The sequence below is a fragment of the Chryseobacterium oranimense genome (genome assembly GCF_900129755.1).
GTDB lineage: Bacteria > Bacteroidota > Bacteroidia > Flavobacteriales > Weeksellaceae > Chryseobacterium > Chryseobacterium oranimense.
The window spans coordinates 544,964-561,339 of the sequence record NZ_FQWT01000002.1 but is presented as its reverse complement, the minus strand read 5'-3'; the positions used below and the strand labels follow the sequence as shown (position 1 = coordinate 561,339).

General features: G+C 37.6%; 8 protein-coding genes. 6 read left to right on the top strand and 2 right to left on the bottom strand.

Annotation, left to right across the window (positions count from 1 at the left end; genetic code table 11):
• Positions 1–10: 10 nt before the first annotated feature.
• From BUB03_RS09010 to BUB03_RS08985, 6 genes are all read left to right on the top strand, one after another.
• Positions 11–10,435 carry a SpvB/TcaC N-terminal domain-containing protein gene (locus BUB03_RS09010; RefSeq protein WP_083538885.1) on the top strand — a complete coding sequence of 3,475 codons (10,425 nt, stop codon included), beginning with the start codon at positions 11–13 and terminating at the stop codon, positions 10,433–10,435.
• Positions 10,432–10,860, top strand: coding sequence for a hypothetical protein (locus BUB03_RS09005; RefSeq protein ID WP_073062139.1), 429 nt, complete (start codon positions 10,432–10,434; stop codon positions 10,858–10,860). Before BUB03_RS09010 ends, BUB03_RS09005 begins: the two co-directional genes overlap by 4 nt.
• 262 nt (positions 10,861–11,122) lie before the next feature.
• Entirely contained in the window at positions 11,123–12,223 is a 1,101-nt protein-coding gene (locus tag BUB03_RS09000) for a T9SS type A sorting domain-containing protein (RefSeq protein ID WP_073062138.1), read from the top strand.
• Positions 12,224–12,441: 218 nt separating this feature from the next.
• On the top strand, positions 12,442–13,413 hold the full coding sequence (locus BUB03_RS08995) for an ion channel (RefSeq protein WP_073062135.1): 972 nt from the start codon (positions 12,442–12,444) through the stop codon (positions 13,411–13,413).
• Positions 13,413–13,901, top strand: a complete 489-nt coding sequence (locus tag BUB03_RS08990) for a YkgJ family cysteine cluster protein (RefSeq protein ID WP_073062133.1) — start codon at positions 13,413–13,415, stop codon at positions 13,899–13,901. Before BUB03_RS08995 ends, BUB03_RS08990 begins: the two co-directional genes overlap by 1 nt.
• Before the next feature lie 113 nt (positions 13,902–14,014).
• The gene (locus BUB03_RS08985; protein ID WP_073062131.1) at positions 14,015–14,332 is read left to right on the top strand and encodes a hypothetical protein; all 318 of its coding nucleotides are present in this window, start codon (positions 14,015–14,017) and stop codon (positions 14,330–14,332) included.
• A gap of 41 nt (positions 14,333–14,373) precedes the next feature.
• On the opposite strand, the gene BUB03_RS08980 is transcribed toward BUB03_RS08985, so the two are convergent.
• Positions 14,374–14,742 carry an iron chaperone gene (locus BUB03_RS08980; RefSeq protein ID WP_073062129.1) on the bottom strand — a complete coding sequence of 123 codons (369 nt, stop codon included), beginning with the start codon at positions 14,740–14,742 and terminating at the stop codon, positions 14,374–14,376.
• 130 nt (positions 14,743–14,872) lie between these two features.
• Positions 14,873–16,231: an NADP-specific glutamate dehydrogenase gene (gene gdhA, locus BUB03_RS08975; protein ID WP_040993259.1), complete on the bottom strand. Its 1,359-nt coding sequence runs from the start codon at positions 16,229–16,231 to the stop codon at positions 14,873–14,875.
• Between the last annotated feature and the right edge of the window lie 145 nt (positions 16,232–16,376).

Sequence of the window (16,376 nt, the reverse complement as noted above, 5' to 3'; positions counted from 1 at the left end):
AAACCAAATCATGAAAATAAGATCCTTACAACTTCCTTTTACAAAGAAGTCAGTTCTGCTGGTGTGTTTTTTTGCCACCATGTTTGTTTTTGCAAGTTTTACGAAAGAAGACAGATATAAAGTACGCGAATGGAGAAAGCACCTTATAAGCAAGCTGATAGATAAAAAAGATACAAATCAGTCAATTGCCGCTTCAGATAAGATTTCATTTGAACATCAATCTACTACAAAAAAAACAGATCAATATCCATCTGAACCTTATAAAAATTCAGAAGATTTAAACATAGATCCTATATCTGGTACAGTAGCTGGTTCTGAAGAAAAGCTTCCGAATGTCATGAACGTTTATTCTGCTAAAGAAAAAGAAGGAACGGTTGGAGTATTTTCAGACCAGGAAGAAGACCGGATTTCGGATAATTTCTTTACGGTTGATATTCCTGCTTTAAATAAAGAGAATACCATTGCTTATTTAGAGTATGATCTGTTTGGTCTGGCATCGCATCAGTCGGTACCGAGATCCCTGAATCATAACCTGGCGATCGGTGGTGAGATTATTGTACCTCAGGCAACCTGGAGCCATCAGAAAGAAGAATTAAGTTCAGAACTTATTAAACAAGGAATAAATACTGTTCTGTTTACTTCGCCTTCCACAGGAGTAAAATACAAAATCAAAAACCTGAAAGTTGTTTTTGAAAAAAACAGAAGTATATCCAAAGATTTGATTATTAATGCTGTTCTTTCAGGTGATGAGCTATATGTTAAAGGAGTCAACAGACGATTTCAGGATCTGAATATAAATAGTAATTACGTTAATACTGCAAACGGGGAGTTCGAAAAAATTATCCGTTTATCAGAAAAAGATAAGCTGGCCGGGCATTTTTCGGTAACAGCCAATGGAATTACTCAATCCTATAAAATTCCTGCAGATATAAAATCATTTAAGACTTTAAACAATAACTATTTTAATTCCAAAAGGATTGCTGTTTCCAATGACAAAGAATTTGATATTCAATATGAAGATTTAAATTTGAAAATAGAAAAGGAAACCTCTGAAGCAGCGAATATTGAAATTTTAAAGCTAAGAGAAAAAGATATTCCTTCCACTTCAAGCGGTCTTAAAAATATTACACCGAACAATTCAGCATATCGTTTTTCAATAATTTCAGGAAAACTGAATAAGAAAGTTAAGATTACAATTCCTTATGACGAAAAAAAATTAGGTCTCTTTTCTCCGAAAGAGATCAAGGTTTTTTCATTTGACTATAATAGAAGACAATGGAAAGCTGTAGAAACAGCAAATGTAGATCAGAAGAATAAGACGGTAACATTTGAGGGCAACGGAGACGGCGATTATATCAACGGTATTATTTCGGCTCCGGAATCACCACAGCTGAATTCTTTTACTCCAACTACGATCAGCGGTCTGAAAGCAGCAAATCCGGTAAGTGCTCCCTTAATGGAAGCTCCTTCGGCAAACCAGACAGGAGATGCCAACATCAATTATCCATTAATGTTGCCGGCAGGTACCTCTGGGATGCAGCCATCATTATCTGTTACTTATAGCAGTGGCAACGGCAACGGCTGGATGGGAGAAGGCTGGAATATCGGAGGTTTATCATCAATATCAGTGGATACAAGATGGGGAACTCCGACTTTTACACCCGGCCAGGAAACAGAATTGTATTCATTGGATGGAGAAATGCTGGTATATCCTGAGGGCTACCTTCCTCACAGACATAATAAAGTAAATCCAAATGGTACATTTGATACTTCCCGGCAGACAAGAAGCGGAGCCAAAAACTTCTATCTGAGAAAGAACCATGATTTTACAAAAATTGAGAGATTTGGAACCGGCACGACAGATTATAGATGGGTTGTGACCTCTACAAACGGGACAAAAACCTATTATGGTGGTGATCAATCGACACTTGTTGACAATGCCATTTTGAAAAATGCGAACGGGAATATTATTCAATGGGGAGTCTGGAAAGTAGAGGATGTTCACGGGAATAATATGATTTATGAATACAAAAATCAGCCAATCAATAATTTTACGGGAGATGACCAGAACCTTAATGCAGGATGGGTATTTCATATTGATAAAATTTTCTATTCAGGAAGGAATGGCCAGAAAGGGCCTTATATTATAACATTTTTTAATGATACCCCAAGACCAGATAAACAAATTAATGCTAAGGGTATCCTTAAAAGAATTGAACCTTATTTACTCACAAAAATAAATGTAGATTTTAAAAATGCAAATAATCTGCAGCAAAACATAAGGTCTTATATCTTCACCTATAATACCGGGATATTTCAGAAAAGCCTTCTGAGCAAAATGAAAATGAAGGTAGTTAATCCGCGCACGGACGGTGCAGCATTTGACTATAATTTTGAATACTATGACAACGGGACCGTTTTCGGGTCTCCTACCAATATAGCCACCCCGGGGACTGATGCATTCTCGGATGTGGTAAGTTCCATCACTACTCCTTCCAAAATAAGTGCTGACAATAATTTCGAATGGGGATGGTCCCTGAGAACCGGAGGTGGTTTGGCATTATTCAGACCACAATTGGGAGGGGTAAAAAACTTTATGCTTTCCCTGTTCGGAGGTGCTTCTTATCCCCGAATGAAAAGAGGGCAGGAGCTGATAGATTTCAATGGAGATGGAATCGCAGATATTCTGTACCGAAAAAGAAATGGTGATAACGGCATTAAATTGATTCCCGGAAGCATTGACAGCAATGGGCAGCTGGTATTCAACAGCCAGCAACAGTCCGTAGGAAACCTGAACAGTAATTTTTCACATTCAACAGGTACAACATGGAATCTGGGAGGAAGTGTTGTATTTAACTGGTTTAAAATAGGATTCGACTTTTCATATATTAATTCTGAAAGTGAGAATGAAACTCCTATTTATATGATGGATGCCAATTCTGATGGACTGCCGGATGTTATTAAAGATGATAAAGTCTGGTTTAACCGAAGAAACGGAAATGCTCAGGAAATGGTGATTACCAGTGATTTAACGGAAAATATGGTTATTACCGATAACGATCCCCAGCCTTATACAGAGCCTGAAGATCCCGATGACATTGATCCTGTAAAACCAAAGAATGATGTGGTCAAAGTCTGGATTGCTCCCAAAAACGGATTTATAGAAATTTCGGATGAAATTGCTATTGATCTTGGTCAGGATCCTTCTGCGAGAGCAGTCTATTCCATAGAGATTAAAAATCCGAATGCTGTATCTAAAAACTGCAGGTTATATTTAAAGGAACTCATTAACACATCCAATGAAAGTATTACGATACGCCAGTATGACAGTTATCCGGGAACTCCGCTGGGAGTAAGTAATTCTTCCAGGCTCTATGTAAAGTCCGGGGAAAAAGTGTATTTCAGACTGCATAAAAGATCCGGCACCAATTATATTGTAAATACCAATCCTGTAGTTACTTATACTGATAGTGGAGGGCATCCTTTGCAAGATGAATTTGTTGAGGAACAGGATGGCTATATGCCGAACCAAACCAATTACAATGATAAGTTCTTTTTGAACAATCTGACGAAGTCACTTAAATTTACGGAACAGGCTGACATCCACATTACAATTCCGGAGTTTACCATATCTGCACTATCCGACAGGGTAAAATATTCCATCGTTCTCATTAAGGAAGATACCAGTGTGGCACAAAACCAGCAGACGGCCATTAATGTTATTTATGAAGAAACCATTGATCCTTCACCTGGACAGCCTGTAACGGTTTCACCGGTGGATCTTAATTATTCCGTTCCTGCTCCAAGCGCGTCGGGTGAAGCATGGCACCTGAAATTTTTAGTGGAAACCGATTCCCACATCAATAAAGAAATTGAGTGGAATGATATTTTGGTTGAAGGATATCCTAACGCCTCTCACAGACATCATGCTGTAGCTCAATATCCATCTTATCATATCAGAAACCTGAAAAATAAATTTGATGTTTCCACTCTGAATAATTTACCGAATGGTAATGATGATTATGCAATATCCATCAATAAGAACTTTAGCTTCAATCCTTCTGTCCCAGGAAGATTTATGTATGTGATCAAGCAAAAAGGTCTTTTTCTTGATAAAAGAATTGTAGAAATATCCAATGGCACTTTAAAAGAGTATACAATAGATCATAATCCTATTAATGGTGATGATCCGATACCTTTTTATCATGGAGATCCTTCACATGGCGTTAATGACCATGAAAAGCTGAATATCCTGATTTTTTGTGATACGAATAAAGACAGGCTTGCGTATGAAGCTCTTAAGTTGCAGTTGAATGATAATATCTTCAATATTTACAACCAGTCAGGAAGTTCTCTTTTAAATCATACCACCGAGACATCAATCAACACAGGAGAGTATAACGGAGTAAGTGCTGTTTATCATAACTGGGGACAATTCCTTTATAACGAAGCTAAAGATATTGTTCCTGCTCCTGGGAGTACCAATCAGCAGCCTCCTTTGATTCCGGGTTGCGAGCCCCGTAAGGAAAACGATTGTATTATTATTCCGACAGGACCTAGCGGAAGCACTGCTCCGGCCTATACTACCAACCCAAATACACCAAAAGATCAGTATGGTGCATTAATTAATGATGCAACGCTTGAAAACCCTTTCCAGTTTAATTTAAACTTTCCTTCTTGCTCCGGGATTACCAATTCTCAGCAATATGGAGAGTGTGTAGGAGATCAGCTTGCCAATGAGTTTCAGAACAATTATGCCAATAACCAGGTATTCGGAGCTGCATCTCCGTTTACACCGCTAAACCCACTTAAAACCGAAAAAGTAAGAGAGCATAAATGGGTTAACCAAATGTTTCATGAGCAATATTCAAAAATTGGCAGCTTTAAAGATGATGAAACACCAACCTCGCCATTTTTAGACAGTGATACTGATGAAGATGATATTGAAGTAGCCAATAACCCTAATACAAGGATGTTTGCTATTTCTAAAAAACAGAAAAGCAAGTCAAAAACAAAAAATGCAGGAATCGGTATTGGCCTTAGCTTTACAAACTCAACTTCAGAGCTGAGAAATATTGGTAATATCCAGACTCAGGACTTCTTTGATGTGAATGGTGATAACTATCCTGATATGCTGTACAGAACCCAATCCCAGCAAACCAGTATTCTGGGTGGTTTGAAAGGCGCTCAGCCAGGTATAGAGGGATCAGATAAAGTGATCACAAGAACGGAAGATTTTATGAACACTAAATCTGTAGCATTTGGCCCTTCAGGAAGCAAATCAGTAGGCAGAAAGACTGGTAATAATGATAGTAATGCCACAGGAGATACATCTGTTTCCTGGTCTATGAGCGTGGGAACATCCAATTATCCGAATTCCTACAATAAAACTTCAGAATATTGGATGGATATTAACGGAGATGGCCTTCCTGATAAGATCGAAGGAAATAATTACAAATTAAACTTCGGAACCGGATTGGTGAATGGAAGTATTCCGGGATCAACAGGAGCTTTTGCAGGCTTTGAAGAGCCTGTATCCAAGCCTGTATATTCTTCATCTTTTGGAATCGGAGGAGGTATAAACTCTGTCATTGATGCCGTTCAGGGCGTTGAATTGGGAATAGCTATTTCCGGAGGAGTGGGAGGAGGATCTTCTACTGCCACTTCAAAACGATCTTTCCTGGATGTAAATGGTGACGGACTGGTAGATATCGTTCAGGTAGATGAAAATACCGGACAAACCAGTGTAAAATATAACTTAGGTAACCGCTTTGCCAGCCCTGTTGGCTTAAATGCCAGTCTTGCAGAAGAAACAAAAACACACAGCGGGTATGCAAACTTAAATGGAGGATATTACATCAACGTCCCAATTATTGTTATTTTTGGTATCCCTATTTTGTACCTGAAACCTTTTGGAGCGGATCTTTCTGCCAACGTAGGATTATCTGTGTCTGAAATCAATAAAGGGCTTAGAGATGTGAATGGAGATGGTCTTCCAGATCTTGTGGTTAACACCAATAGCGGTTTAAAAATATATTACTCTCAGATCGGTAAAACCAATAAACTTAAAAAAGTCTCTTATGCCGAATCCTATGGTGGAGATGCTCCATCAAACCTGGGTGCTGCATTTACCATTGACTATAAATATTCTACACCATCCTATAACGACCCGCAGGCAAAGCTGGTGATGTCTGAAGTGACGATACCAAATCCCGATGCCTTCTCCGGTACTTATACACAGAATACAAGTGGTAAAGATATGATCAGCCGGTTTGATTATGAAAGCTCCAGGTACGACAGACGAGAACGTGAGAAATATGGATTTGGAAAAGTTAAGACGTACGAAATGTCAGATAATTCAACCATCTATCGTACAACCGTCCAAAACTTTTATAACCAGAATTATTTTATTCGCGGCTTATTAAAGTCAGTAGAAACTTATGGAGGAGTAGGGACATCAAATCTCCTGTCAACTTCTGTCAACAGTTATAAACTTTATCAGTTTAATCCGTCTATGAGCGACTTGGTAGAATTGTCTTCAGCTCAGTTTGAAACTTATGACGTAGGCGGTACAGAAGGTAAAAAAATGGGCCGTGTATTATTATCCGGTACTACAAAGACAACTTATGAAAGCGGAAATTCGATTTCTACGCAAAGCCAGTTATTTTATAATAGCAAGGGGCAGCTTACCAAATACCAGTACACAAGCCCGTCCGCGAGCTATAACAGTGTGATATCTTATCATACCAATCTCAATAATAATATCCTGAATGCGCCGAGCATTATCACAGTTTATCCGGGAACGGGTTCTGTGAATCCTTTGCGTAAACGTTCAACAGAGATTACAAATTTAAACACCGGAGATATTTCTAAATTTAAAGTTTGGCTTAATTCAGGAGAAATTGCTGAAACAGATCTTACGTATGATATTTTTGGAAATATTAAAACGGTTAAATATCCGCCTAATGAATTTAATGAAAGATCTGAACTGGAATATTTTTACGACCCTATGGGTAAATATGTAATCCAGGTGAAGGATCCTATTTTTAACCTGTCTTCTTATGCGACCTATGATCTTTTTATGGATACGGTCGTAGAATCTACTGATGCTACAGGCAATAAGATGACTTATGAGCATGACGGATACGGAAGACCCCTTAGAATAGTCAGCCCAAATGACTGGCAGTCGCAGGCTAATACCATTATGTATCATTATTTTGATACACCGGTAACCCTTAGTAATGGTAACAAAATATACCTTTTTACAGCCCAGACATCGCATCTTGATCCGTATCATCCTGGTAACGATATTGAAACCATTTCCTTTGCCGACATTACAGGTAAAGTAATCCAGGTGAAAAAAGATATTGAGATTGATGACGAAGAAAAAATGTCGGTTTCAGGTAGGGCAATCAATGATAATTTGGGAAGAACGGTTCTGCAATATCATCCGTTATTCGAAAATAAGGATACCGCACTAAATAATAAACTTAGCCTTACTGTTGCTCCATATCATAGTTCTGCAAGTTATGATTATAAAGACAGGAATGTTTCTTCTATTGATGAAGCCGGAAATTCTGTTGACAACAGATTTTTTATAGAAAACGGAAGATTTAAAACTGAAACTACCCAGATGCAGAATGCGTCGGATCAGATCAAAACAGAAATTTTTGCCAATGCCGAAGGGAAGACCGTAGAGACTAGAAACTATTTGCCGGCAGAGGTTTTACATACATTTTTCTCATATAGTCAAATTGGAGAAATCATGAACGTTACAGATCCTGAAGGTCTGGAAACCAGTTTCAGCTATGATATGGGCGGAAGGAGATTAACTCAGGCACATCCGGACCGTGGTGAAACTTCGTATACCTATAGCAAGGCAGGACAACTTACCTATGTTTTGAACAACAACCTTAACAACAATGGAGGTGTTCCGATTCATTATAAATATTATTACAACAGACTTACAAATATCGATCTTCCGGATATACCATCAGGTCCAAATCCTGCCAATGTATCTTATATTTATGGTAGTTCAGGTTCAGGAAACAACACGGGTAGAATTATAGAAAAACAGGACGGCACCGGTACAAGCCAGTACGAGTATGGCAAGATGGGAGAGTTGATTAATGAAATCCGGTATATTTATGGTTTTTACATGCCTAATTTGAAATTTGATACGTCTTACGACTATGATAACTGGAACAGGATCCGAACCATCAATTATCCTGATAATGAAAAAGTACAGTACGAATACGATTTAGGGGGAAATCTGAAGAAAATATCCAATGATGCGGGTTATGAATATGTAAAATCGATTAAATATGATCATTACGAGCAGCGTACCAATATTGTTTTCGGTAATGAAACATCTTCCACATTTACCTATGAACCAGGTATGAGAAAGCTGCAAAACCATCTTCTGCTTGATTCCAACAATACACCGTTATTGAATGGCGCTTATGAGTATGATTATGCAGGCAATATTACAGGAATTGAAAATACAAGCGAAACCACAAACGCAGGTTTTGGAGGTAATTATGGTCTTCGATATAGATATGACACTCTTAACAGGCTTGTAAGTTCTTCGGGTAATGCCGAGCCGGGAAGAAAAGATGGTTTACCACCAACCCCGGTTGTAGGAAGTATAAATGCAATGTATGAAACTACCTTATTGTATAACATGAGCAGTGGGATAGATACAAAGGTGCAGCACCATGAACAGGACGGAATAGTGAATGCAAATAATACTTATGAAAATAAGTATGAGTATGTTAAGGGAACCCACATGGTAGATAGAGTTACGGATGTTTCTACTGGGAATCAAGAGTATTTTAAATACGACGGTAATGGAAACGTGATCAATCAGATGACAGTACAGTCAGGTCCTACTGATTTTTATTGGGACGAACAGGACAGGTTGAGGGCTATTCATACACCGGAAATAGGCTCATTCCAATATTATGTTTACGATGATAAAGGTGAACGTACCATCAAAGCTAATTTGAAGAATGACGCAGAACTGTATCAGAATGGTGAAATGGTAGATAATGGGTTAGTGTTTGATAATTTTAAGGTGTATCCTAACCCTTACGCCGTATATACATCAGATGGTATACTTACCAAACATTATTTTGCAGGTAGTCAGCGTATAGCAAGCAATATTAAAGATGTAGGTGGTATGTTTAACAACAGACAGGCATCATCTATAGGAAATAAAGAAGCTGCAGATCCTAAAAATCAAGAATCCGCTGCCGAAAATGACTTTAAAAACTACCTGTCAAAAGCAGGCTACGAAAAAACGGAAATAGAGAAGGAATTTGGCAGAGCTCCTATTGCACCTGTGGGTGGTATTTATTACCTGCACGGCGATCATTTAGGTACTGCAACATATGTTACTAACGAATATGCAGAGCCTACGCAATTTTTCTTAAATTTACCATTCGGGGAGACTATGGTGGAGCAGCAGGAACCAACAGCCTATGCTAATCCATATAAGTTTAATGCAAAAGAATTAGACAGCGAAACAGGTCTTTATTATTATGGAGCAAGGTACTACAATCCAAAATTGAGTATTTGGTATGGGGTGGATCCGTTGGCAGTCTATAATCCTGTAATGGAAACTCAGTTTTATGGAGATGGGCAGCATAATGGGGGAGTATTTAACTGGGGAAATCTTAATCCATATATTTATACTTATCAAAACCCTATACGATTTATAGATCCGGATGGTAAACAAGTGGATAAAACCCAGACACTTGCGGATTTTTTTAAAGGAACTCATATGAATAATGTATATAATAAATACACAACAACCTATAAAGGAAATTATCAAGGTGATACTAGAGCTGCAATAGTTGATAGAACTTTAGGAAGAAGAGGTGTGCCCGTTGTTCGGTTTGATAAAGCTGACAAAAAAACTCAATATCCACATATTAATATAGCTTCACCAAATGATCCACATACAAAAATTCCAGGTGGTTATAAAACCCTAAAAGCTTTAGAGCTTTCAAATAAAACTATGGATGGTTTAAATAAAGTAGCAAAACCATTAGCAATTGGTATTGATGCATATAGAATTGGAAATGCATTTTATGAAGATGGAGGCCAAATTGGAAAAAATACAATTATGACAACAACAAAAGTTGGTGCAGGTTGGGGAGGAGCTTATATAGGAGCTCAAATTGGAGCTTCAGCAGGTGCCGAATTAGGGCTTTTTGGAGGCCCTTATGCTGAAATAACCGTTCCTATTGGTGGTTTTGCAGGAGGATTAACGGGTGGCATAGTTGGAGGTATATATGGCGAAAAGGCTGTAGACAATATGTTTAGAGATAGAAGATGTGAAGATTGTAGCATACAGGACAAGAATAATTCTGTTACAGACGGTGGATTGCAGGGTATTAAAGATGTTAAAAATCAAAAATTTAGAAAGTGATAAATCTTAATAAAAACTGCGTTTTGAGTTGTTTTACTCAATCATTTGATGAAATTTGGAAGCAAAAAATATTTTCAATCATTTTTACTAGACTTAAAGAAAATGAAATAGCTTTTTTGAGTAGATACAAACTTAAAGACTCGATTGGGGCAAATTTTTCACAAGAATATGAGCAAATAAGAACTTATCAAAATATTTATTACTATTATTATAGATCTAAGATTGATAACAAAGGATTAGAATTATTAATAGATGATGAAGAATTTTATTTGGGAAATATTATATTATTGATTAATTCTAATAAAAATGATATTTTAAAGTATGCTATAAGCTGGGAAGATGAGCTAATTTTTGCCGGTGTTGAAATATTTAAAATGGATAGTGATGGATTATATTTTTATTGGTATAATCCTCCAAATGAATGAGCTTATCTCACAAATTATAATCCATTAATCATAACGCCAACTTTTAAAGTTGGCTTTTTCCATTTTACAAGATATCTACATTAAAAAAATGATTATAAAACAGAAAGCAAATACTTTGATATGCTACGGTAAAACCATCTGATTTATAGCTTCTTACCAATCCAATCCTTTTGTATTTCACGAATTTTGAAAGCTAACTTCTTTTAAATAGCCCAACTGAATGCTAATATTGTTTTCATTAATTTAAATATTGTCATATGATATGAAAAAGAATTATTTTCGTTTCTTGAAGCTTTTAGCATTTTGTCCGGTAGTCATTGGCGCGCAGGTTAATCTTCCTTACACTGAAGATTTTGGCGGAAGTACAACTCAGTCTCAATGGGATTATTCTAATCCTGTGACAATCGTTGTTGAAAACACATCAGTGGATTCTCCTGATGGAGGAACAGGAGGAAGTTTAATGTATAATTTTTATAATAGTTTAGGGCTTTCTACTTATAATGTCAAATCTCCGGTGTTAAATAATCCTACTAATGCACCTGTCGGGGTTTCATTTCAATTTGCGGCGGCCAATAGATACACCATGCCTGCAGCTCTTCAGACGGTTTTCGCAGATGATCACATTTTACTGGAGTATTCAACGGACGGAGGGCAAACCTATACGCTAATGCACGATTATGAGATTGGCCGGACAGGAGAATTAAATACAGGCGGTACGATTCCCTCTTTCTTTACACCAACATCCCAACAGTGGGTCACCAAAAATATCCTGCTTCCCGCAGGAACGAACAGGGTAAATTTTAAAGGGGTAAAAAATAATGTGAATCAGGCTGGAAATTTTGCTTTTCTAGACCATGTAATTTTTCAGATATGTGACGGAAATACTCCGGCTCCTACGGGAAATTCACCACAAAATTTTTGTTCATCCCAGACCTTGGCAAATCTTGCTGTTACAGGAACGAACATACAATGGTATGATGCTGCTACGGGAGGGAATTTGCTTCCCGGTACAACCGCGTTAGTAAATGGGACCACTTACTATGCTTCTCAAGTCGTAGGAGCCTGCGAAAGTACCACCCGTTTAGCTGTTACTGTAAACTCGAATTGTCTGTCCGTAAACGAAGCTTCTGATGATAATGATTTTAATTTTTTTCCTAATCCGGTAAATGATATCCTACATATTAATTCAAAAATAAATGTGATGAAAGTCATTATTTATGCTGTTGATGGTAAGCTGGTACAATCTGTTCAGGACAAAAAAATCACTTCAATAAATATGAATAAATTGATTCATGGAAATTATTTCGTAGAATTTACCTTTGAAAATGGGAGAAAATCTCAGCATAAAATTATTAAAAAGTAAATAATAGGATTATATTACTAAGTATAAAAGAGGTGTTTCATGCTAATTTAAAAGTCATGGAGCACCTCTTGCATGATATGAGGAAAGTGTGTTCAAAGCCTACTATATTTTGTGCAAAAGCATCGCCATTATCATTAACTGAGTTTATCAAAAGCTTTTGATAAATTTCATAGAAACATTATTTTATCTTTGCACTGTAAAAACTAAATGATATAAAAATGGCAAGAGGCTTCAGACAGAAGATCCGTCAGAAAAACACCGAGAACAGCGGCTTTGGAAGTAATGCATCCGGAAGATTCATCAACAGAGACGGGCTTCCGAATGTAAAAAGAAAAGGAGTGAATGTATTTAACCGGCTGAGCTGGTATCATACCATGCTCAATCTGTCCACATTCCGGTTCTTATCCTACCTGATTATCGCATATGTCCTCGTTAATCTGCTTTTTGCGCTCATCTATTATGTGATCGGGGTCGAACACCTTACCGGAATTGATAAGAGTGATCCGCTGAACGAGTTTATTGATGTGTTCTTCTTTAGTTCTCAGACCTTTACCACGGTAGGCTACGGAAGAATAGCGCCTGTCGGGTTTATGGCAAGTCTGGTGGCTACTTTTGAAGCTTTTCTGGGATTGCTTACCTTTGCCATTGCAACCGGACTTTTTTATGGAAGATTTTCAAGGCCGAGAGCCTATTTAAGGTTTTCAGATATTGCGGTGGTGGCTCCTTTTCAGGATAGTACCGCTTTAATGTTCAGGCTGGCTCCTTATAAGAATAATGCACTCACAGATGCTGATGTAATCCTTTCAACAGCTATTGAAGTGGTTGAAGATGGGGTTGCAAAGAATAATTTCTACAGGCTGGACACTCACCTTAGCAAGATCAATACGTTGGCACTCAACTGGACGGTAGTTCATAAAATAGATGAAAACTCGCCATTTTACGGCTTTTCTGAAGAAGATTTTAAGAATACAAATATTGAGATTATTGTTCAGGTCCGTGCATTTGATGAAGTTTTTTCCAATACCGTGGTTCAGAGATCTTCTTATGTTTCGGAAGAAATTGTTTACGGAGCAAAATTTACCCTGATGTACTATCCGGATAACAGCGATCTTACGACGATACTGGATTTGGATAAAATTAATGACTATCAAAAAGCAGATCTTCCCGTTATGGCCGGAGATCCCGAATAATGAATTTAGACCTTTATAAAAAACAGGCTTTACAGAAGCAGAAAGAGCATAAAAAGTTTCTGGACGGATTGAAGAAAAAACCGCCCAAAAACCTCGATTATATAGTTCAGGAAACGCATGATGAGGTTTTCAATGAAGTAGACTGTCTTCAATGTGCGAATTGCTGTAAAACGACCGGGCCTTTATACACGGAAAAAGATATTGAGCGTATCTCGAAGCATCTGAGAATGAAGCAGGCTGATTTTGAGGCCAAATTTTTAAGAGTGGACGAAGATAATGATAAGGTACTCCAGAATCTTCCCTGCTTTTTCCTTAATAGTGACAATACCTGTTCAATTTATGAAGTAAGGCCGAAAGCCTGCCGGGAATATCCCCATACCGACCGCAAAAAGATCTACCAGATCAATCATCTCATGCTGAAAAACACGGTAATATGTCCCGCTGCATTTGAATTTGTAGAAAAAATGATGAAGAATATTTCAAAATAATCTCTTTGGTAAAATATCTTAAATAATTATAAAGTCCGTTAAATAAGATTATTACACATAATTTAGTAATTAAAGTGTCGTTTAAGTTAAACAATCATTTAAAATATTACATTATGAAAAAATTAGTTTTAACAGCAGCGTTTACTTTAGTCGGCGTAATCGCAGTATCGGCTCAGACACAGACTCAGAAACCAGCCGACACCTCTAATAACCAGACAACTCAGACTCAACCACAGACTACTACTTCTACAGATGCGAATACTCAAACACAAAATACCACAGCAACAGCTACGGTAGATGCGGCAGCCCCGGCTGCTTCAGCTGATGCTACAGCCACAGTGAATGCAGAATCTGCTACAGATGCTACAAAACCGGCAGAAGCAACTAAAGAAGAAAGAAAAGCTAAGAAAAAAGCAAAGTCCTCTAAGTAAATATTGAACAAAGTAGAAAGGGAATCCTGGGGCGTTAAGTCTCAGGATTTTTTGTGTTCTATTTTAGTGGCTCTGAACTGTACAATTTTCTTGACCAGCTCTGCCGGAATATCCTGATCTAAAGGAAACTGAACGGCCCCTTTTGAAAATTTATACCCTTTTTGCTTAAAATCTTCTTCAAAAACTTTTATGCCTTCAGCTCCAGGATAAAAACCAATATGCTTTTTATAGCCAGCAAAATAAACCAAAGGCTTTCCCTTATATCTGAATGCCGGCATCTGATAACCGATATATTCCTCAAGACCGGAAACTTCAGCGTGAATAATTTCTCTTAATTCAATAAGTTTCTGCTGAACTTCTTCAGGAAACAAAAGAATATACTCATTACTGTTTTTAAAATTGTTTTTCATAGTATAAAAATAAAAAAAAGCGCTGTACGAATACTGCGCTTTCTCCTTTCACTTTTTACTTTTTTCCCATTATCCCGGGAACAGGCTGTATCAAAAAAGGCTGGGAACATTCCCAACCTTTGTTTATTTTTTATACGACTCCCTGAGCCAGCATTGCTTCCGCAACTTTCACGAATCCGGCAATATTTGCCCCTTTCACATAGTTTACGTAGCCATCTTCGTCTTTTCCGTAGTCTCTGCAGGCTTTGTGAATTCCGATCATAATCTCTTTCAGTCTTGCATCAACCTCTTCAGAAGTCCAGTTAAGACGGATAGAGTTCTGTGTCATTTCAAGACCTGAAGTGGCAACACCTCCTGCGTTGGAAGCTTTACCTGGAGAGAACAATACTTTATTATCTAAGAAATAATTGATGGCATCTAATGTAGAAGGCATGTTGGCAGCCTCAGTAACACACAGACATCCGTTTTCAACCAAAATTTTAGCATCTTCAAGATCAAGTTCGTTTTGAGTTGCAGATGGGAATGCTACATCACATTTTATGCTCCAAGGACGTTTTCCTGCGTGGAATTCTGCAGAAGGATATTTTTTGGCATAATCCTCAGCTCTGTTGTTTCCTGAAGATCTCAATTCAAGTAAATAATCGATCTTTTCACCGCTGATACCGTCTTTATCATAGATATAGCCGTCAGGACCGGAAATTGTTACCACTTTAGCACCAAGCTCAGTTGCTTTTTTGATTACTCCCCAGGCCACGTTTCCGAAACCTGATACCGTTACCGTTTTTCCTTTGAAATCCTGTCCGATTGTTTTAAGCATTTGCTCTGCAAAGTATACTACTCCGTATCCTGTAGCTTCAGGACGGATCAGTGAACCTCCGTAAGCAAGTCCTTTTCCTGTAAGTACTCCTGTAAACTCGTTTCTGATTTTTTTATACTGACCGAAAAGGTAACCGATTTCTCTTGCTCCTACACCGATATCTCCTGCAGGTACATCTGTTTCAGGGCCGATATGTTTGCATAATTCAGTCATGAAAGCCTGGCAGAAACGCATTACTTCCATGTCGGATTTACCTTGTGGATCGAAATCTGAACCTCCTTTACCTCCACCCATTGGAAGAGTGGTTAATGAGTTTTTAAATACCTGCTCGAAAGCTAAGAACTTAAGAACTGAAAGGTTTACAGTAGGATGGAAACGGATTCCTCCTTTGTAAGGTCCGATCGCAGAGTTCATCTGGATTCTGAAACCTCTGTTTACCTGGATTTCTCCTTTATCATCAACCCATGGAACTCTGAAGATAATAATTCTTTCAGCTTCAGCCATTCTCTCAAGAAGCTTCATTCCTGTATATTCCTTCTTGGTCATAATAAACGGAATTACAGTCACAGCTACTTCTTTTACGGCTTGTAAAAATTCTGGTTCATTAGGATTTTTTGCTTCAATCTTGGCAATAAACTCCTGGATTTTCTGGTCAATATTATATTGTTCCATATATTAGGGTTGAATATTATTGTCAACAAATTTAATTTTTTTTTCAAGATTCACAATACTGTATTTCAACATTGTTGAAAATTAAATAATAATGTATCGAAATATTATTAAATTGATAATTCTTGTGTAAATTTTATTAAAAATT